Origin of the sequence: Neptuniibacter sp. 1_MG-2023, from assembly GCF_030547185.1 — a bacterium.
Lineage (GTDB): Bacteria > Pseudomonadota > Gammaproteobacteria > Pseudomonadales > Balneatricaceae > Neptuniibacter.
The window spans coordinates 129685-151014 of sequence record NZ_JAUOQR010000008.1; the positions used below are offsets into that span (position 1 = coordinate 129685).

The 21330-nt window shown below is 44.3% G+C and carries 16 protein-coding genes and 1 tRNA gene; 7 read left to right on the forward strand and 10 right to left on the reverse strand.

Going from position 1 to position 21330, the window contains the following annotated elements:
• Positions 1 to 30: 30 nt before the first annotated feature.
• The 4 genes from Q4492_RS10810 to Q4492_RS10825 all read right to left on the reverse strand — a co-directional run bounded on the left by Q4492_RS10810 (position 31) and on the right by Q4492_RS10825 (position 8616).
• Positions 31 to 4965 (reverse strand): LamG domain-containing protein, encoded by a 4935-nt coding sequence (locus Q4492_RS10810; protein ID WP_303417792.1) that lies wholly within the window; start codon positions 4963 to 4965, stop codon positions 31 to 33.
• A gap of 89 nt (positions 4966 to 5054) precedes the next feature.
• On the reverse strand, positions 5055 to 5567 hold the full coding sequence (locus tag Q4492_RS10815) for a DUF501 domain-containing protein (RefSeq protein WP_303417794.1): 513 nt from the start codon (positions 5565 to 5567) through the stop codon (positions 5055 to 5057).
• Positions 5568 to 5635: 68 nt separating this feature from the next.
• Positions 5636 to 7714, reverse strand: coding sequence for an ATP-dependent DNA helicase RecG (gene recG, locus Q4492_RS10820; protein ID WP_303417796.1), 2079 nt, complete (start codon positions 7712 to 7714; stop codon positions 5636 to 5638).
• Positions 7711 to 8616: a hydrogen peroxide-inducible genes activator gene (locus Q4492_RS10825; protein WP_303417798.1), complete on the reverse strand. Its 906-nt coding sequence runs from the start codon at positions 8614 to 8616 to the stop codon at positions 7711 to 7713. Before Q4492_RS10825 ends, recG begins: the two co-directional genes overlap by 4 nt.
• A 47-nt stretch (positions 8617 to 8663) precedes the next feature.
• Between Q4492_RS10825 and Q4492_RS10830 the strand changes: the two genes are divergently transcribed.
• Positions 8664 to 9524 (forward strand): SDR family oxidoreductase, encoded by an 861-nt coding sequence (locus tag Q4492_RS10830; protein ID WP_303417800.1) that lies wholly within the window; start codon positions 8664 to 8666, stop codon positions 9522 to 9524.
• A 78-nt stretch (positions 9525 to 9602) separates the two neighbouring features.
• Here the strand turns inward: Q4492_RS10830 and ppk1 are convergent, their stop codons facing one another.
• A complete protein-coding gene (ppk1, locus tag Q4492_RS10835) occupies positions 9603 to 11807 on the reverse strand; it encodes a polyphosphate kinase 1 (RefSeq protein WP_303417802.1) in 2205 nt (734 codons plus the stop codon).
• 52 nt (positions 11808 to 11859) lie between these two features.
• Complete coding sequence (gene hemB / locus Q4492_RS10840; protein ID WP_303417804.1) at positions 11860 to 12870, reverse strand: porphobilinogen synthase; 1011 nt, start codon at positions 12868 to 12870, stop codon at positions 11860 to 11862.
• Positions 12871 to 13068: 198 nt separating this feature from the next.
• Between hemB and elbB the strand changes: the two genes are divergently transcribed.
• Complete coding sequence (elbB, locus tag Q4492_RS10845; protein WP_303417806.1) at positions 13069 to 13722, forward strand: isoprenoid biosynthesis glyoxalase ElbB; 654 nt, start codon at positions 13069 to 13071, stop codon at positions 13720 to 13722.
• Positions 13723 to 13778: 56 nt separating this feature from the next.
• Here elbB and Q4492_RS10850 read toward each other — a convergent pair whose 3' ends face one another.
• From Q4492_RS10850 to hisB, 4 genes are all read right to left on the reverse strand, one after another.
• The gene (locus tag Q4492_RS10850; protein WP_303417808.1) at positions 13779 to 14261 is read right to left on the reverse strand and encodes a hypothetical protein; all 483 of its coding nucleotides are present in this window, start codon (positions 14259 to 14261) and stop codon (positions 13779 to 13781) included.
• 242 nt (positions 14262 to 14503) lie between these two features.
• Entirely contained in the window at positions 14504 to 15277 is a 774-nt protein-coding gene (gene hisF / locus Q4492_RS10855) for an imidazole glycerol phosphate synthase subunit HisF (protein ID WP_303417810.1), read from the reverse strand.
• Positions 15277 to 15921, reverse strand: a complete 645-nt coding sequence (hisH, locus tag Q4492_RS10860) for an imidazole glycerol phosphate synthase subunit HisH (RefSeq protein WP_303417813.1) — start codon at positions 15919 to 15921, stop codon at positions 15277 to 15279. Before hisH ends, hisF begins: the two co-directional genes overlap by 1 nt.
• Positions 15922 to 15924: 3 nt before the next feature.
• Entirely contained in the window at positions 15925 to 16518 is a 594-nt protein-coding gene (hisB, locus tag Q4492_RS10865) for an imidazoleglycerol-phosphate dehydratase HisB (RefSeq protein ID WP_303417814.1), read from the reverse strand.
• Positions 16519 to 16664: 146 nt separating this feature from the next.
• Between hisB and Q4492_RS10870 the strand changes: the two genes are divergently transcribed.
• From Q4492_RS10870 to Q4492_RS10890, 5 genes are all read left to right on the forward strand, one after another.
• Positions 16665 to 17570, forward strand: a complete 906-nt coding sequence (locus Q4492_RS10870) for a GGDEF domain-containing protein (protein WP_303417816.1) — start codon at positions 16665 to 16667, stop codon at positions 17568 to 17570.
• A 91-nt stretch (positions 17571 to 17661) separates the two neighbouring features.
• Positions 17662 to 19833 carry an AsmA family protein gene (locus tag Q4492_RS10875; RefSeq protein WP_303417819.1) on the forward strand — a complete coding sequence of 724 codons (2172 nt, stop codon included), beginning with the start codon at positions 17662 to 17664 and terminating at the stop codon, positions 19831 to 19833.
• A 5-nt stretch (positions 19834 to 19838) separates the two neighbouring features.
• Entirely contained in the window at positions 19839 to 20885 is a 1047-nt protein-coding gene (mutY, locus tag Q4492_RS10880) for an A/G-specific adenine glycosylase (protein ID WP_303417821.1), read from the forward strand.
• Between the two features lie 32 nt (positions 20886 to 20917).
• Positions 20918 to 21190 (forward strand): oxidative damage protection protein, encoded by a 273-nt coding sequence (locus Q4492_RS10885; RefSeq protein ID WP_067984955.1) that lies wholly within the window; start codon positions 20918 to 20920, stop codon positions 21188 to 21190.
• Positions 21191 to 21253: 63 nt separating this feature from the next.
• Positions 21254 to 21329, forward strand: a tRNA-Phe gene (locus Q4492_RS10890).
• The last annotated feature ends 1 nt before the right edge of the window (position 21330 follow it).

Sequence of the window (21330 nt, forward strand, 5' to 3'; positions counted from 1 at the left end):
GCTTTTTTATTGTCTAAATATTACCCAAGTTTACTGATAACGCTCCTGCCAGAAGATCATACGATCACTCCCTCGCGCACGTCCAAACGTCACTATCGCATTCGGAAGATTAGCATCATCGCCACTACCATCTTGATTCCAATCATAGCGTAACCAAGCATCAAGATTGACCACTGCGACAGGAAAAGATCCTGTATTATCATCGCCTCCAGTTCCAACGCCCGGCGCACTAAAGCCTAAATTAAATTCACCGGCACTTGCCGCAGCATTAACACCTGTAATATTTAACGAACCTAGCGTACTACCATCACCAACAGACACCGTTCGCTCTGCATCAGTCACTCCACTTAGAGTGCTATCGAAAGTAATTGAGCTTAAAGGCAATACAGTACAACTGTCGTCAAGGCTAGTTACAAAAGCGCTACCATCCCAATATTGCACAGAGAAAGGCACCTTAAGATCTTCACTCTCAGGCCCATGAACTGATTGAATTTGCAGGCGGCCATAACGCAGAATTTGCTCGCCACCTATAGCGGCCGCTGAACAGTTACCATCGACAACACAATCGTTATTATCTGCAGCATTCATTGTAAGTTCGCTCGTAGAGAACCCTCTAGCATCTCGCTCACTTGAAATACTTAGGCCTAACTGCAGTTTATTAAACGGGCCATCTTCTAGCCCCGCCGCATCTGGATTTCGGCTAAAGAAAGTGCTCGTGCTATCAAAGGCATATTCACCCAATTGCCAATTATCACTATTAGAATAGCCACCCAGTCTCGTGCCTAAATCTATACCTAAATTATCATTTTCAGCTTCTGCTTGAATAGTTGCAGTCCCGCTGTATTCGTTATAATCATAATTCTGAGTAATCCGTTGCGCGTCACTCGCCGTACTATCAGTCACCCCTGCTGGCCGAGCCTCTATAGTGTATTTAAACTCAGCGAAAGGTTGCTGCATATAAGTAAATGAAGATGAGCAACTTGCCACAATGCTATCACTAACGATCGCAAAGTGGTCGGGGTAGAAGCGTCCAACCTTGACTGGAACACTGGTAATATCCCCGGCAATACTACCCAGATAATTAGCAAGGGATGCTTTTATATTGATACTACCCACTTCATCATATTGAAGAGTTCCGGTGACTGCCGTGCCACCTCGGGTTAAATATGACTCAAACGTTAAAGGGCTCTCCCCCGTTAAATTACCTTCTATACCACTCGCCGGTGTAAAAGAGTCGAGACTTAACTCAACGTCACCGGCAAAATTTGGAGTGATGCTATTATTGACCGTAACATCCACACCATCATCAGGGGCACCATCTCGGTCCGTGTCATAAGCGCTTTGATAAAGATAAGCATTAAGCGTGACATCAAAATCGCTCCCTGCAGAGGTGAACCCAGAACCTGAAGTTTCATCACCTTCAGGGTTATTAACTGTACCGGCGTTAATTGAAGAGAAACCAAATGCAAAAGGTCTCACTACAAATGAGTTACTGCTCCCACTGATCGTTGCTTTACCACTGCCTCCAGTAACATCAACTTCGGCCTGAGCATAAAGCTGAATTTGTCCAGCATCTTGATAGTTAATAACAATCTCACCTTCTCCCTCCACATTAAAATCAACAGAAGAGGTAAGGTAAGTTGGTGTTTCGGAAAGATCGGCCCCTGGGGCAGGCGTTCCGTTGCCATTAACAAATAATGCATCGTCAGCAGCACAGGTATTGGGGGAGATACACTGATAACCAAAACCAACATCAACGCTGTTTCCTGGTTTTAGGGCGGTACATCGACCTGTATCAGGATCAGTTTGAATTGCTTTGATAGTTATCGTCTGCGCATTAGGCGTTTGGTTGTTAAGCTTTCCGGCTATCTGTATATCGATCTCTTCTAAAAAGCCATCAGCATAAAACTTAAACGCCGCATCCGCGTATTCAATATTAGGATCGGAAGCTTCTCCATCACGATCGGTCGCAGAACCATCGTCCACATCTATATCCAAAACACCAACAGAGGTTCGAATCAACTGCACGGTTGTCGCCATTGCGCTGCCATCAAACGTATATGTTGCTGGGCTAAACGTATTGGTGACGTTAGTTCCGGACACTAATTCACTCGATAAGCTAATCGTGGTTCCACTCTCAGGAGCAATACTTTGCCCACTCTCATCTTTAGCCGTAATCGTTATATTGGCCGCTTCACAAGTGAGCGCAGGAGAGCTATGGCTTATCTCATAGTAAGAGACGGCAGAAGCACACTCCTCTCGAACCGTACCATTCCAGTTTTTACCCGCAACTTGATTAGCATAAATATCGCTGACATCACTATCGGCTAAAACATCTTCAAAAATAATAACTTCATCCAACTGACCTTCGAAGTAAACGGGCGTCCCTTGGGTGTTCTCCATACGTCCGATGGATGAAAAGCCATTACCAATATCACCCGTAGAGCTTGTTCCGCTTTTATCCAACGCCCCGTCGATGTAAATTTTATATTCACCCGACACCACCTCTCGTGTTAACACTACATGGTGCCAACTCCCATCATTTATCACTGTATTGGACTTGGTCGCTGCGTAATCATCGCCGACGGTTAGCCCTATATGTCCTGACGCATCAATCCATCCCCAAAAGATATCATCAGCACCGCCATTCTCCTCTATACCCGCCACACCGGGCGCTTGCCATGCCACATCATTCCCTGATTGAGTAGTTTTAATCCAAAAAATCAAACTCGCAGTTGTCTGTAACTGCGACAGGTCGGTAGCCGTTACATAATCAGTAACACCATCAAAATCACCCGCCCGACAAATAGCTCCAGAGGAAATTGTATCTGCATTTTGAGCCACGCCGTGATTATCATTACCACTGCTATCTTCAACTTCGTCAGCAGTTCCATTCCAGCCACTTTCATCAAAATGCCAATCGGCCAACGCGGAACAACCGGGACGCAAAGAACCATCATAGTTTTTGCCTGCATTTTGGTTAGTGTAGATGCTAGATATATCCGCGTTACTTAACACGGAATTAAAAATAAGTATTTCATCCACATCACCATTCGCAGAGTTAGCACCCTCACCGGCAATATAACTACCACGATTATCACCCACATAAAGCGATAGCAGTTCACCAATACCCAGACTTGAAGGGATACTGCTATTTATCTCCTCCTCTCCATTTACAAATAGCTGCATCTGCTGGCCCGTCATATCCCATGTTACAACGAGGTGTACCCAATCAGATGAACCATAGCTAAATGTGCTTGAAGAGGAGTAACGATAATCTGCATCAGAGGTATTTTCCAAACCAAACCGGAGACGACTATCGGTTTCTTCGGTTAAGAAAAAATACTTATTATTTGGATCAGGTGTTGAGGCACTGAGCAAGACTTTACGGCCATCTGTTCCCCATGTAGTGGAGGATCGGTACCAAAAGCTTATCGTGCCGGTATTACCCACTTGGTCATCAATGTCGATCGTAGTATCAATCGCATACTGTTCAGCAGCTGTTGTATTTTGGCCTATATTCCCTGCACGGCAAACTTTACCGTCAACAATACTAGTTACATTTCCGCTGCCTGTATCAACAATAGAGCCGTTATTGCTACCAATACTGTCAACTATTTCACCACTAACGCCACTCCAACTACCCTCATCCAAACGGTATTCGGCAAGGGGGGTTGGTAGTACACTGGTACAGGTCACCGACGCCCGCGTACTTCCATCAGCGTTTAAACCATTACCTTCATTTGTATAGATCTGGCTGGCATGGGAGGCATCTAACTCTGCAGCATAAATTTTAAATTCATCCATATAGCCATCAAAAGCTTGGCTACTACTGAAACTCCCGCCAAAGGCGTCTTGCTCCTGCCCGATAACAACAGCCGATGCATCATTAATTGAAATTTGCCCAGAACTACCAGAGGTATGACAGCCGGCTAACCCACCATCCACATAAAGACACATCCCGTTCCCGCTACGGGTTACTAACAAGTGATGCCAACTGTCATCGGTCAGTGTAGTGCCAGCACTTATCGTCGCACCGCTATCTCCGACATTAAGTCTCACTTGAGTACTGTTGACGAGGTAGATCTCAATCTCCTCATCCCCAGTAGAGCTACCTAAGGCATGGAAGATCTCTTGCTGGGATTTAGAAACGGCTGTTTTAATCCAAACCGAGACACTAAAATCATTTAAAGAGTTCACCGCACTTTGAGGTACGGTAATCCAGTCTAGCGTGCCCGTTGCGCTCAGGTCTAAACTTCGATTAATCTGCGCCACACTATCCGTGCTATCGGCACTATTTGCTGTACCATCATAAAAACTCGCGCTATCGGTTACACCCGTTGCCAGTGAACATTCATCAAACCGATACTCTAAACGCGGGCTAGGCAGAGCTATTGACGTGGTTTCTAACTCAATTTTCACATAATCAGTATAGTGTGTAGCGCTTTGATTATTATTCTGTTTCCGCCCACTGTTAACCGATAATATTTCGATCTCCCCATCATCAATATAATTAGAAATATTAGAAGAGACCGATCCAGTCAACGTATCAAGACTTGAGCTGCTGCTACTATCAAGCTGCTCGAAACTACCATTAAAGTTACGTATATAAAGAACCGCACCTCGCTGACCATTACTTGAATGATCCCCAAACCCAACCCAAGTGGCGGTAATAGAATTTATATCGGCAGCATCTTCATTAATCGAAAATCGATACAACATTTTGGGATAATGACGGCGAGTAGAGGCGCTATAACTGGCACTTGAACCGTTCTGAGTATTTATATTGGAGTCAGTGAAGCTGCTTAGATCACTAATCGCAGTTAACGTTGTATTGCTACCTCGTAAGGAGGTGTGATTACCAGAACTAAAGTCATAAGTGACCGTTGCCGCGTTAAGATGCAGTGACAAACCACAGAGTACTAAAAAACACCCACACATGCTGCGCATAGTCTGGCTAAGCATTTAAAACTCCTGTGTAATTAACGACAACGGCCCCTTGAGTATAAACAAGAAGTTAGCAACTTTCCGTAGATAAGATTTCTACTGGCCATTTAACGCGTTGCTTGTAGGGAGGCAAGATCAAATCGCTGATCTAATATTCGTCCAATCACCGAGCCTTCAGCCAGATGATAGGCATACTGCATATGCAAGCAGCGGATCTTATCCCAGTGCGAGATGCCACCGATGCCATACTGCTTATAAAGCGGAGTAAAACCTAACGCATCAATACGTGACTTTTGATCATCAGTTACGGTTGACCAGCGCAGATCCACATAACGCTGCTGATCAGCAAGGTGTTCAGTAAGAAGAGCTTCATCCTCCAGCAACTCCTGCTCCAACTGCTTTACAGCTCCTGAAGTCTCAATCTCCGCTATCGCTTGGTAGATATCTTTGCTCGATAACCAAAATAGGGTCGGGAACGGCTTATCATCAACTAAAGCCTCCATCTGTAAAACAAGGGGAACACCCTGCTCATTCTGTACGGCAATTCCTGCTAATCCACGTGGTGTACGCCCTAGTTGCTGGCATATAAGTTCTAATTGCTGTTCTGTCGGTTTAATCAAAGCACTTCTCATTATCAATGGAATATCACAACTATCTATCAGCAAAGGCTTATTAATATTTGGAATAATTATACGTTGCCATAATCCTCACCCCGACCTAACCAACGCTGGACCAGAGATTCAGAACTGTCAGGCCAGTCTTGCATGTGAGAGGCGAGCATTTTAACTCGGCTTAATAGATCTGAATCCCGCTGCAGATCGGCCATTTTAAACTGCATCACGCCTGTCTGTCTTGTTCCTAAAACTTCACCGGGGCCACGTAATTCAAGATCTTTCTCAGCGATACGGAAGCCATCGGTTGTTTCTCGCATTACACTCAGTCGCTCACGCCCCTGTTTGGAGAGTGGCGCATGGTACATCAGCACACAATGGCTCTCTACCGAGCCTCGCCCTACACGTCCCCGCAGCTGATGGAGCTGAGCTAAACCGAGCCGCTCGGGATTTTCTATAATCATCACACTGGCATTAGGTACATCCACACCCACTTCAATCACCGTAGTGGCCACCAGCAGATCTAACTCAGCCGCTTTAAACTGACGCATAATGTCTGCTTTTTCTGCAGGCTTCATACGACCATGTACTAAACCCACTCTTAGTTCGGATAACGTTTCTTTTAACGTTTCAGCTGTGACCTCTGCCGCTTGACATTGCAAGGCTTCAGATTCTTCGATCAGCGTACACACCCAATAAACCTGACGCTGATCTTTACATGCATTTCTCACCCGCTGGATAACTTCTTCGCGACGGTTATCAGCAATCACCACTGTATTAACAGGTGTGCGGCCGGGTGGTAATTCATCAATAATTGAGCAATCTAAATCAGCGTAAGCGCTCATTGTTAACGTACGAGGGATAGGCGTGGCTGTCATAATTAACTGATGAGGCGCCAATTCACCATTACGGCCTTTCTCCCGTAAAGAGAGGCGTTGATGTACACCAAAACGATGCTGCTCATCAATCACTATCAACCCTAAATCGGAAAACACGACCTCTTCCTGAAATAGCGCATGGGTACCTACAACCACGCGCGCCTCACCACTACGGATTAATTCAAGCTGCTCTTTTCGCGCTTTACCTTTTAGCTTACCTGCCAACCACGCAACTTTGACCCCTAAAGGCTCCAGCCATTGGCTAAAGTTCAAAAAGTGCTGTTCCGCAAGAATCTCAGTAGGAGCCATCACCGTAGCTTGAAGCCCACTCTCGACGGACTGAATGGCCGCTAGGGCCGCCACAACCGTTTTGCCGGAACCTACATCTCCTTGCACCAGTCGCAGCATAGGGAAGGCCTGAGAGAGGTCAGCAGCGACTTCATCACTAACCCGAGTTTGAGCACCGGTCAACGGAAAAGGCAGCTGATTTAGAAACTTGGCTTTCAGCTCACCACTGCCCGGCAACTCTGGAGCCCCTTTTTGACGTGTTTTTTGACGTAGCTTCAACAGCGATAGGTGGTGGGCTAGCAGCTCCTCAAACGCCAAACGTCTCTGCGCTGGATGCATACCTTCTAATAAAAGTTGTTTTTCTGCATCAACCGGAGGTCGATGTAGAAAAGCAACGGCACTATCTAAGCCGGGAAACTGCCAACCTTGTCTTAAAGATTCGGGAACAAGTTCCTGTAAAGCACCTTGCTCAAGGTAACCTAGTGCTTGCTCAGTTAAGGCGCGTAAACGTCCTTGATGAAGCCCTTCAGTCGTGGGGTAAATCGGTGTTAAATGCTCCTCCACAGGCACAAGGTCATCAGGATCAACCTTTTTGTATTCAGGGTGAACAATCTCTAAACCATTAGCACCAGTGCGTGCCTCACCAAAACAGCGGATCCGTACCCCCGGTTTAAGGTTATTCTTCTGTGCCGCAGAGAAATGAAAAAAGCGTAGGGTCAGCATACCTGTCCCATCTTGAATCCGACAAAGCAAACTACGGCGGCGCCCTTTGCTCACATCAGCAAGCTTTACCTCACCCTCAACAACACATTCATCTCCCGGCCTTAAAGCACCTATAGGCACAATATGCGTTCGATCTTGGTATCGTAAAGGCAGGTGAAAAAGGAGATCCTGCAAGGTACGAATACCTAAGTTATGGAGCTTAATTTCTAGTGCAGCTCCTACACCTTTAAGCTCGCTAACCGGTATATCGGCTAGAGATGTCGTCATTGTTTACTCGCAGGGTTAAAACTACCAATCGCATCAATCAATACATCAATTGCCTGCGGCCGAGGATAGCTCGCACGCCATGCAACACCTACTGTTCGCTGAGGCACTGGGTCTTTAAAGGGACGTGTAACAACAAGATCTGAAGAAGCGGGGCCATAAACAGCCGACTGAGGCAGTACGGAACAACCCAATCCAGAACCCACCATCATACGTATAGTTTCGAGTGAACTTCCCTCGGTAATAGTGTGTTGGTCATGGAGCGTTTGCGATAAGGTAGGACAAGACTCCAACACTTGATCGCGAAAACAGTGACCCTCACCCAGCAGCAGCAAAGGCGTTTGCGGCAGGTCTTCACTGTTGATCGTTTTATATTGCGCCCAAGGATGGTTCTTTGGCATCAACATCTCAAAATCTTCATCATATAAAGGGCGAGTAAGGATATCCGGTTCACTAAAAGGCAAAGCAACAATAATGGCATCCAACTCACCATTACGAATTTTCAAACGTAGGCTTTCTGTGAAGTTTTCTTCAATATACAGCGGCATATCTGGCGCTAGCTTCTGCACTTGAGAGACGAGATGGGGAAATAGATAAGGTCCAATCGTATAGATAGCACCGACTCTTAATGGGCTTTTAAGTTGATCTTTACCCTCAAGTGCCAAATCTTTGATTGTGTCAGCCTGCTCGAGAACGCGTTGCGCCTGCTGGACAACTTTTTCGCCTACAGGCGTCAAACGAACTGAGTTTTTACTACGTTCAAATAGAGGAACACCTAGCTCCTCTTCTAATTTCTTGACCGCGATAGATAAGGTGGGCTGGCTGACAAAGCATTTTTCTGCAGCGTGGCCAAAATGCTGTTCTCGGGCCAACGTCACGATATATCGCAGTTCTGTTAGAGTCATTCAGCGTTATCCTTTGCTATGATGCCATTTGGTTAATTGGAGGCCTTATGCAACTGAATACACAACAACACACTATTCTGATCGCAGGTTGTGGCGATGTAGGTTCAACCTTAGGTCAGTTATTAACTACTCAAGGGAAAGAAGTCATTGGCCTGAGACGTAATATAAACCAGCTTCCACAAGGCATCCAAGGAATAAGCGCAGATCTATCACAATTTGATGATCTGAAAGCAAAGTTACAAGGTATTCATTGCGATATTGTAGTTTATGCAGCCTCTGCACCCAGCTTTACCCCTGAAGCTTATCAACAAACCTATGTCGATGGCCTAAAAAATATTATTAACAGCCTAGACTCTCCACCTAAACATCTATTTTTTACCTCTAGCTCAGGCGTCTATCACCAAAATGATCACGGCTGGGTTGATGAACAGAGTCCTTGTTTACCCTCTGCGTTTAGTGGGCAGATAATGCTAGAAGCGGAACAAACAGCTTTAAGTACAGAGTATCCGGCAACGGCGGTACGCTTTACTGGAATCTATGGACCGAATCGTAATCACTTATTAAACAGGGTAAGCCGGGGAGATGTAGCTCCTGAATCCCCTACCCAATTTACAAATAGGATTCATCGCGATGACTGTGCGGGTGTTCTTGCACACTTAATCACAAAAGCCTTAAATGATGAGCCTCTTGAGACTATCTACCTCGCAACCGACGATACTCCTGCCACAATGTATGATGTAACCCATTGGATGGCACAACAACTCAGCATTAAGGTCATCTCCGAATCTGCTTCTCGACGGGCAGGAAGCAAACGCTGTAGCAATCAACGCTTAAAAGAGAGTGGCTACAGCTTTAAATATCCTAGCTATAAAGAGGGTTATAGCGCGTTATTAGATCCTGATCGTTAAGATTGCTCGATAACAACAAGCACAAAAAAGCCCAACGCTGAGCTGGGCTTTTTATTCACTTAAGATTTACACTTATCGTTATCGTGCAAACTCTTCAAGCAATGTTTGTTGCGCAGAGAAGACCTCTTCATCTTCAGCTGGCTGGTTTTGCAAATAACTACCATCCGCCTGCAATTCCCAGCTTTGGCAGTTATCTTTCATATAGTAATCCAGTTCACGCTTCAAACGTTCCGCATGCTTGCCAAATACTTGGAAGCCGGTTTCCACACGATTAAGCATGTTACGCTCCATCCAATCGGCACTTGCACAAAACACCTCGGGCTTACCATTATTACCAAAATAGTAAACTCGGGTATGCTCTAAGAAACGACCAATAATAGAACGCACATGAATATTATCAGATAGCCCTTCAATACCAGGGCGTAAGCGACACATACCACGAATAATCAGATCAATTTTAACGCCCGCAGCCGACGCTTCATAAAGCGCTCGAATCATCTTAGGCTCAGTTAAACCATTAACTTTGACCATAATATGGCCCTGCTTTCCTGATTTAGCTAAACGGGTTTCATTACGAATTAGCTCGATCATTTTTGCATGCAATGTAAAAGGTGCGTTATACAGCTTTTTAAGCTTCTGTATTTTACCCATACCCGTAAGCTGCTGGAAAACCTTATGTACATCTTCACCTACATCTTGATCCGCGGTGAGATAACTATAATCTGTATACAAACGGGCGGTGCCTGAGTGGTAGTTACCTGTCCCTAAGTGGGAGTAACGCACCAACTTTTGCCCCTCTTCGCGAATGATCAACATCGCTTTCGCATGACACTTATAGCCAACCACACCATACACAACAAGACAGCCGGCCTCTTGCAGCCGTGCCGCTAAATGCAGGTTGCTCTCTTCATCAAAACGCGCTCTAAGCTCAATAACAACAGTTACTTCTTTCCCAGACCGTGCAGCTTCCACTAACGCGTTAACAATGTCGGATTTAACACCCGTACGGTAAAGCGTCTGCTTAATTGCAACCACATCAGGGTCTTTCGCCGCTTGACGGAGTAGGTCGACCACTGGCGTGAATGATTGGAATGGGTGCATCAAAAGCTGATCGCCAGATTTAAGCGCTTCAAAGGCATTATCCCCTTTAAGCTTACCAGGCACACCGGGTGAGAAAGGCTTCCAACGTAGATCATTACGTTCAACCAAATCGCGAACAGCCATTAGACGCGTCAGGTTCACCGGGCCATTAACACGGTAGGTCTGAGACTCATCAAGCTTGTACTCTTTCTGCAAAAATGCGATCAGTTCTTCCGGGGTACGCTGGTCAACCTCAAGTCGTACAGCATCACCATACTTACGCGAATGAAGCTCACCACGTAATGTATTTGCAAGATCTTCCACCTCTTCCATATCAAAGGTCATATCCGCATTACGGGTAATACGGAACTGGAAACAACCTTCTACCTTCATGCCAGGGAACAGTTCATCTGCAAATTCATGGATAATAGAGGAGAGAAAGATAAGATTATCCCCCCCATCACACAGCTCATCGGGAAGACGAATTAAGCGCGGCAGAGAGCGAGGCGCAGGAATAATAGCCATACCAGTTTCACGACCAAAGGCATCTTTACCATCTAATTCCACAATAAAGTTTAAACTTTTATTAACAAGACGTGGAAAAGGGTGTGATGGGTCTAAGCCAACAGGGCTAATAACCGGTACGACTTTTTCTTGAAAATAATTTTCGACCCAAGCTTTCTGGTCATCCGTCCATAAATGACGTCGAATAAAGTGGATATCCTCCTTCTCCATCTCCAAGAAGAGCATATCATTTAAGATTCGATATTGACGATCAACGACCAAGTGGCAGATCTCACTAATACGATCTAGCACTGTTTTAGGGTGCATCGCATCAGGTCCTACCGCTTCTCGGCCATATTTAAGCTGCTTCATCTGCTCAGCAACACGAATCTCAAAAAACTCATCAAGATTGCTAGAAAAGATCAAGAGAAACATCAAGCGCTCTAGCAGAGGATGTTGCTCATCCAACGCTTGTTCAAGTACGCGAATATTAAATTGAAGATGGCTCAGCTCTCGGTTGATATATAACTCAGGCGCCTTTAAATCGACCGGTGTCTCTTCAACTTCCTGCTCTGTAATCGCTACACTTTCACGACTTTCCAGCAGTGCGGCTGCAGCTTCCCTCTGCTCAAACGCCGCGGCGGCTTCACTTTGTGCAAGCGCCGTTGCCGCTTCATTCTGTTCAACTGTATCAACCATACTAACTCAGCCTATTTCCTTGATCATTTCAGCCTAAACAATAGTAGACTGATTACTCATTTAATAACTGTGCAACACGTTTAGCAAAATATGTCAGCACACCATCAGCCCCAGCACGCTTAAATGCGACAAGAGATTCCAACATCACACTACGCTCATCCAGCCAACCATTTTGGAAAGCTGCCATATGCATAGCGTATTCACCACTTACCTGATAAGCATAAGTAGGTGCTTTTAATTCATCTTTTACGCGACGGACAATATCTAAATATGGCATCCCTGGTTTAACCATGACCATATCTGCGCCTTCAGCTAAATCCAATGCAACTTCATGTAAAGCTTCGTCACTGTTCGCAGGGTCCATTTGATAACTAAACTTGTTACCTTTACCTATATTCCCTGCAGAGCCTACAGCGTCACGGAAAGGTCCGTAGTAAGCACTTGCATATTTAGCAGAGTAGGCCATGATCAGCGTATTAACAAAGCCTCCACTTTCTAGCTCATCGCGAATAGCACCTATACGACCATCCATCATATCGCTCGGCGCAATCACGTCTGCACCCGCTTCAGCATGGGAGACCGCTTGCTGAATTAACGTATCAACTGTGCGGTCATTAAGAACATAACCCGTCTCATCGATGATGCCGTCCTGTCCATGGGTAGTAAATGGATCAAGCGCCACGTCCGTCATAATACCCATATCCGGACAGGCATCTTTAATCGCTTTAACTGCGCGCTGAGCAAGACCGTCAGGGTTATACGCTTCTTCCGCAAATTCTGTTTTTACATTAAGAGGGGTCACAGGAAATAACGCCATCGCGGGTACACCCAACGAACTCAGCTCTTTAGCTTCCTTGACCAATAGATCGATACTCATCCGCTCAACACCAGGCATAGAAGCAACCTGTTCAGTTTCATTTTGCCCTTCAATGACAAAAACTGGATAGATGAGATCATCTGGCGTCAGAACGTTCTCTCGCATAAGACGACGTGAGAAATCACTCGCACGCATACGACGCATACGGGTTTCTGGAAAAAAGCGCTGGCTGTTATTAAAGGACACGGTAACTCCCTTCTAATATAGATAGGTGATTGGACATAAAAAAGATGACAAGCATATGACATCAGGACTTAAAACTGAGTTTAAACCTATTTTTCGGTCATTCTTTATCATAATAGTAATAAAATAGATCTTATCTTAATCTCTACCCAAAAGGGTATGACCGAACTCATATGATGCAAAGTTAAAGGACTTAAAGTTATGAAAAAAATCGCTGTGATTTTATCAGGCTGTGGTGTTTATGATGGTTCTGAAATTTATGAATCAGTGCTCACTCTATTAGAAATTGCAAAAAATGGGGCTGAATATCAATGTATGGCTCCTAATATCGAACAATTTCATGTTATCAACCATCTGAGTGGCGACATTGCAGAGAATGAAAAGCGTAACGTGCTCACTGAAGCCGCCCGCCTAGCCCGGGGTGATATTATCGACTTAGCAACAGCAAAAGCGGAAGACTATGACGCATTAATCATTCCTGGTGGCTTTGGAGCAGCGAAGAATTTATCTGATTTTGCAATCAATGGCTCCAACTGTCAGGTCAATGGCGATGTTGCTGCTTTTACTCAAGCAATGCATAAAGCAGGCAAACCGGTAGGTTTGATCTGTATAACGCCAGCGATTAGTCCACTTCTATTCGGAAATACCGTTAAATTCACCCTTGGGAACGATATAGACACAATTCAAACTGCAGAAGCGATGGGCGGCACTCATATCAACTGCGCAGTTAACGATATTGTGGTCGATGAAACTCTAAAAGTCGTAACAACACCCGCCTATATGCTTGCAGGCTCAATCACTGAAGCAGCGGCCGGTATTGAAAAACTGGTGAAAAAAGTTCTTCTACTTGCCTAACAACTTAAGTATATAAAAACCCTTCCCATTGTCTCAGGGAAGGGTAAGAACACTACTTATTTAGGTGTTTTTTGGCAGGGAAATTCTGATTTAAGGCCGGTGAAAATAGAATTTTTAAGCGCGGTCGCATCATCATCTCTATCAGAAAGATAAGGTGCTAATTGCTCAATCACATCCGCTCTAGCTTTTGAACTAGGCACACAGAAGTGAAGGTAGCTATCATCCGAACCTCGATCGCCCAATCGCGTACGTAATGCCCGCTCCATAAAGCCACTTTTTTCCGCCTGTTTTAGCTCATCGGCATTATTCTTATCTGTAACTAATGCACCATCTAAAAATCCGCTGATATAGGTCGCGCAAGCAAGAGCCTCTTCTGAAGCTGGATTTTTATGCAACAAATGACAAGAATTTAACAGTTCATCTTCATGCATCTGAAGTAAAGCAGCAGAAGCTGAAAAGGAGGTAAGACTGATCGCAATCGCTAAACAAAATTGAATCTTAGCGCGACGATAAAGACGTTTATTGTTTTTAGTGTTCATGCCGATACCTCTGTAAAAATAACATGTCGTAGTACTTTAGCCTCTATCAACAAGTATCATCAATAAAACAATCGTATATTATTAATAAAAGAGTTGATTTAGTTCAGCTGTTACATAAATCATAACGATATAGACCCATATTCTGAGTGCAACTCAATCATAAAAAGGCCCATTCTCTTGGCCGCAGACAATAAAAAAGCCCCTTTCGGAGCTTTACTTAACCTACAGTTCGAAAAAGGATATTAAAGGCGAACCTCGATACCATTTTTACGCATATGTTCTTTTGCTTGAGGAATAGAGTACTCATTAAAATGGAAGATTGAAGCCGCTAAGACAGCATCCGCCTTTCCTTCAATACAGCCTTCAACAAGATGATCTAAATTACCAACGCCACCAGAAGCAATAATCGGCACATTTACCGCTTCACTGATTGCACGCGTGACTTCAAGATCATAACCATTTTTCACCCCATCCTGATCCATAGAGGTTAGCAATATCTCACCAGCACCTAACTCAACCATTTTTTGCGCCCATTCGACCGCATCAATACCTGTAGGCTTTCGCCCACCGTGGGTAAAAATCTCCCAACGGTTCTCTTCACCCTCGTTAGAAACTTTCTTGGCATCAATTGCGACCACAATACACTGAGAACCAAAGCGGTCGGCGGCTTCTTTTACAAATTCAGGATTAAATACTGCAGCAGAGTTAATCGAGACTTTATCTGCACCCGCATTAAGCATAGTGCGTATATCATCGCAGGTACGAATACCGCCGCCAACAGTCAGTGGGATAAACACTTGAGAAGCCATACGTTCTACCGTATGAACCATAGTGTCACGACCTTCGTGAGTTGCAGTGATATCAAGAAAAGTGATCTCATCAGCCCCCTGCTCATCATAGCGTTTAGCTACTTCCACAGGATCCCCCGCATCACGAATATCGACAAACTGAACACCCTTAACAACGCGACCGTTTTCTACGTCTAAGCAGGGAATAATGCGTTTTGCTAATGCCATTAGATTTTACCGTCCCAGTTAAGGAAGTTCTTCAACAATTGCAGACCCGCTTTTGAGCTTTTTTCTGGATGGAACTGCACGGCAAAAGCATTATCTCTCGCCAACGCCACATCAAACTGTTTGCCATAATGACAAACACCTGCCACAAGATCGCGGTGCTTTGCTTCCACATAATAGCTGTGGACAAAATAGAAGCGGCTGCCATCAGCTATATCAGCCCACAAAGGATGGTCACCTAACTGAGAAACCTCATTCCAGCCCATATGTGGTACTTTTAGACGTTCGCCGTTTTCCTTTAGGTCATCACCAAAGTATTTCACATTGCCCGCAAACTGTGACAAACACTCAACACCACCGTTCTCTTCGGAATGCTCCATCAACGCTTGCATACCCACACAGATACCTAAAAACGGCTTACCGGACTCAATAGCCTCTGTGACTTCTTTATCAACCCCAAGACGTAGCATCTCAGCAACGCAATCACGAATAGCACCAACACCAGGCAAAATAACACGATCAGCACTAGCCACTAGAGCAGGATCTGCAGTTACACGCACCTCAACACCCGGTTCAACAAATTCCAACGCTTTGGCAACAGAGTGCAAGTTGCCCATTCCATAGTCGATTACAGCTACACTCGACATAGTTTATAGGCACCCTTTTGTAGATGGCATGACATTAGCCGCACGCGCATCTATCTCTAATGCATAACGTAGCGCACGACCGAAAGCTTTGAAAATCGTTTCTGCTTGGTGATGAGCATTAAAACCTTTCAAGTTATCCACATGCAGCGTAACCCCGGCATGATTTACAAAACCTTGGAAGAACTCCCAGAACAGCTGAGTATCAAAACTCCCTATATTTCCACGGGTAAAATCAACCTTCATCTCTAAACCTGGACGGCCGGAAAAGTCGATAACTACACGCGACAAGGCTTCATCCAGCGGGCAATAAGCATGGCCATAACGCATAATGCCTTTACGATCACCTACCGCTTCTTTAAACGCTTGGCCTAAGGTAATTCCTATATCTTCTACAGTGTGATGATCATCAATGTGGTTATCGCCTTTTGCCTGGATGTCCAGATCAATAAGGCCATGACGGGAGATCTGCTCCATCATATGCTCTAAAAAAGGCACACCGGTGTCTGCCTTAAATTGGCCAGTACCATCAATATTTACGGACACAGTAATTTGTGTCTCTAAAGTGTTTCGGCTTACCTTGGCTGTGCGTTCCGCCATGGTTATCTCCCGCTAGTATTATCAGAGCAGCAATTATACAACCATAGTCATCTCCATGCACCGTTACATCAGCATTCGTTTCAAGCAAAAGTTGCATAGATGAACTATCTTGAAAGGAGAGCAAATAAGCTAGGCACATAATTCAGATGGATGATACAAAGCTACATCAACTTTTGCGGGATAATAATAAAGCGCTACTCTTAGTGATAGACGCTTTACCTTTTCCTATCTATTACAAAGATATTCATGGCAGATACCTTGGTTGCAATAAAGCCTATACCGAATATGTTGGGGTCGAAAGGGAAGTTATTATTGGTAAAACCGCATATCAACTCTTTGCCCCTGAAGTTGCTGATATTTTTACCGCTTTAGATAAACAACTGATTAATGAGCCGGGGATTCAAATCAATGAAACACCTATTCATAGGTCCGATAAAGATAGCAGCTATGTCAAACTGCATAAGGCAACCTTTTGTGATGAAACAGGGAGTGTTGCTGGGTTAATTGGTGCGATCATTGATATTACGGAACAGAAAAATCTAGAAAATAAATTCCAACACTTAGCCTCCTATGACGATCTGACCGGCATCTACAATCGCAGAGAAGGGACTAAGCAGTTAATCAACCTTTGCACTGAAACTATACGAAAAAAGCGCCCACTATCCCTTATCATATTAGACCTAGATAATTTCAAGAGAGTTAATGACACTTATGGTCACGGTTCAGGCGATGTGGTTTTAAAAATGGCCGCACAAACCCTCGAACACAATTCACGAACCAGCGATATCATCTGCCGTTATGGCGGCGAAGAGTTTTTAATCATACTTCCAGAAACTACAACAGCTGGAGCTATTATTATCGCTGAGCGCTATAGATTGCTACTTGAACAATTAAACGTCCAAATCACCAGTAGTGATAGCTTAACCATCACAGCAAGTATGGGCATTGGCGAGTTAGATTTAAACTTCCCAGACCAAGAGCTAATGCTAAAACAAGCCGACAAAGCTCTCTATAAAGCCAAGGAAAATGGCAAAAACCAAGTCTGCTATTAAAATTTATTCATCCCCTCTTAAGCGTAAAAGATTGAAACTTCACTAATACTGTTTATCCTCACAGATCAAACCACTAGCCAAGGAGAGAATAATGAAAGGTTTGCTGAAACTTGTCGCTGGATTAGGCGTACTGGTGATTGTATTAATTGTTGCCGGTGGTGCTATTCTCGGCGCGTTTTTCGACCCAAATGAATATAAGCCTGAAATTGAAAAAGCAGCTTTAAAAGAAGGCGGCATTGAGCTTAAGATCAATGGCGATATAGGCTGGTCAGTTTTTCCTTGGCTTGGGCTAGAAGTTAATAAAATTGATGTTAAGTTCCCAGGCAAAAACGATCTGGCTAGCTTAAACAAAGCACAGTTAGCGGTTCGTATTCCTGCACTGATCTCAGGCAAGGTTGAGATGAAGAGCATCGTTGTCGATGGACTTCAGTTAAACCTTGTTAAAGAGAAAGATGGCTCAACAAACTGGATCGCAGAGGTTAGCAGTACAGTCTCTAGTGAAAGTGAGACAAATACGAAAACTGAAACCAGCACGGAAAAGTCATCATCTCCAGCGATTGCTCTTAATATAGATAGCATCCAAATAAGCAACAGTAATATTAACTATTTAGATAAAAGCACAGACACTCAAGCACTGCTAAGTGATTTTAATATGAGTTCTGGCCAAGTCGTTACTAATGCTTTTTTCCCTGCAGAGTTGAGCTTCAATGCAACACAACTAGTCAAAGGTGAAGAACAGGTAAAAGCTGCGGCTAATCTATCTGCTGAGTTTTTCTTAGATCTTGATAACCAGCTTTACAAAATTAAAGGCCTAGATAGTAAGTTTAATTTATCGGGCAAACCTTTAGCGGGCAAAAGCTTAGAGATCACAAGCACAGCAAACATAGAAGCTAATTTAGCGACACAACAGCTAACCCTATCTGACCTAACCCTTTCCTTAGCAAACCTTAAAGCTACAGGTAATCTAGCGGTAAGTAGCTTCGCGGCACCGATTATCACTGGTAAACTATCTGTAGCATCCTTTGATCTCAATAAATTATTGACCTCTATAGGACAAGCCGAGATTGAAACTACAGATTCTGATGCCCTCTCAGCCATTAGCTTCAATACAGAGCTGGCAGGTCCCGCCAACACAGTAACAGCTAAAACATTGAACCTAACCTTGGACGACACTAAGTTCAGTGGTTCGGCAGCCTTTAACCTAGCTAACAGCAACATCAGCCTGAATATTCAAGGCGACAAACTAGATGCTGATCGCTACATGCCACCAGCAACAGATAAAAAAGCATCAGAAGCCTCTACAGCAGAAAAAAGTGCTTCAACAACGGCTAGTACCGGCTATTCAAAAGATGAAATATTACCCATCGATACTCTCCGCTCATTAGCTCTCGACCTTAGCGTTGGCTTAAAAGCATTACATGTCGCAAACCTCGATGTGAGTAATATCTTAGTAAAGGTAAGTGCTCATAATGGGTTAATAAAAGCGAGCAAAATTGATGCGGATCTGTACAAAGGTAGCGTTAAAAATAATGTAACTATTGATGTACGCAACAACACACCGATCATTACGTCACAGAAATCTATCTCAGGTATCCAGATCGGTGACATGCTCAAAGCACTCGCGGATGTGGACCAGCTTACCGGTTCGTTAAATTCTCAATCCAATTTAACCTTACGCGGTAACTCTGTATTTGATTTTGTTAACAGCGTTACAGGTACAGCAAACGTCAACATGAAAGATGGCGAACTGCACGGTATCGATATGGCCCAAACGGTTTGCCAAGGTCTTAACAATCTTAGTTCGCTTGGTGTTAACACAACAGAAGTCGACAAATCCACCCCGTTTGCCAATATGGGTGCATCCGCCAATATTAAAAATGGTGTCATTAACAACCAAGATTTAAAAGCCGCTCTGGATGCGATGAGCTTAAGCGGCAAAGGCACAGTAAACCTACCTAAACAGCTGCTTGATTACCGTTTAGGCTTTATGGTCGAAAAGAATCTATTTAAGGAAACCTGCTCTTTCCCTGACAAACTTGAAGGCGTAGAGATTCCAATCGATTGTAAAGGTAGCTTTGATACCGATCCGGTAAAACTGTGTAAACCTGATTTCAGCTTTATTAGCGATGCGCTAAAAAATCAGGTAAAGGAAAAAGTTGAGGCTCAAAAAGCAGAAGTGAAAGAAAAAGTGGAAGCCAAGAAGGAAGAAGCTAAAGAAAAACTTAAAGATAAGCTTGATAGCAAACTTAAAGGGCTTTTCTAAATATAATGCTCTCCGAGAACTTCTCAAGCGCCGTGTTGGACTGGTTTGACCAGCACGGCCGCCATGATCTTCCATGGCAGCAAAACAAAGACGCTTACCACACTTGGATCTCGGAGATAATGCTTCAACAGACCCAAGTCACCACGGTTATTCCATACTACCAACGCTTTATTGAACGCTTTCCTACTGTGGACTCTTTAGCTAAAGCTGAGCAAGATGAAGTCCTACACTTATGGACAGGCTTAGGCTATTACGCCCGTGCCCGCAATCTTCATAAAACGGCCCAAATAGTCGCCAATGAACTCAACGGACAGTTCCCCGAAACCGTTCTTGAACTAGAAGCACTACCTGGAATAGGCCGCTCTACTGCTGGCGCTATCTTATCGATCAGCACTGGAAAGTGGGCACCTATTCTTGATGGTAATGTTAAAAGAGTACTCGCGCGTTTCTATGCGATAGAAGGCTGGCCAGGTACAACCGCAAACCAGAAAACCTTGTGGCAATATGCAGAGCAAAATACGCCTCAAGAACGAGTTGCAGACTACACCCAAGCGATGATGGACTTAGGTGCAACCCTTTGTACTCGGAGCAAACCTAGCTGCTTACTCTGCCCACTACAACAAGGGTGCAAAGCATGGGAGTTAGGTAAAACCGATCAGTTGCCTACACCTAAGCCGAAAAAGACCCTGCCAATTAAACAAACTTATATGTTGATCCTGCAACAACATAAAGAAAATGAAGTACTGCTTTATCAGCGCCCACCTAGTGGTTTATGGGGCGGCTTATGGAGTTTTCCACAAGTGGCTGATCTTAGAGATACCTTCAATGAAACAGGCTTAGAGCTAGATCAGGCGTCTATACAAACCTTAGCTCCAATCCGCCATACCTTTAGTCACTTCCATTTAGATATCACACCTGTACAAGCACAAATAAATACCCCTACAGACTGTGTCATGGAAGGAAAACCTATGCTCTGGTATAACATACAGCAACCAGAAAATGTTGGCCTAGCAGCACCAGTGAAAAAACTACTGGAATCACTGGCTAACTAATAACCTAGAAATGAACGCTTTCGGAGTCACAAATGAGCCGCACTGTTTTATGTCGAAAATACAAAGAGGAACTTGAAGGGTTAGATCGTCCACCCTATCCAGGACCTAAAGGCCAAGATATTTATGACAACGTATCCAAAAAAGCATGGAAAGAGTGGACTGACCATCAAACCATGATTATTAACGAAAAACATTTAAGCCTTATGGACCCATCAACTCGTGAATATCTTCAATCTGAGATGGAAAAATTCATGACCGGTGACGACTATGAAAAGGCCGAAGGTTATGTGCCCCCTTCGAAATAGTTTTTTTCTAACAAGTGGTTGACAGTTTTACGCGAAGACGGTTTAATACGCGCCACTTGAGTAGCCCAGATAGCTCAGTCGGTAGAGCAGAGGATTGAAAATCCTCGTGTCGGCGGTTCGATTCCGTCTCTGGGCACCAC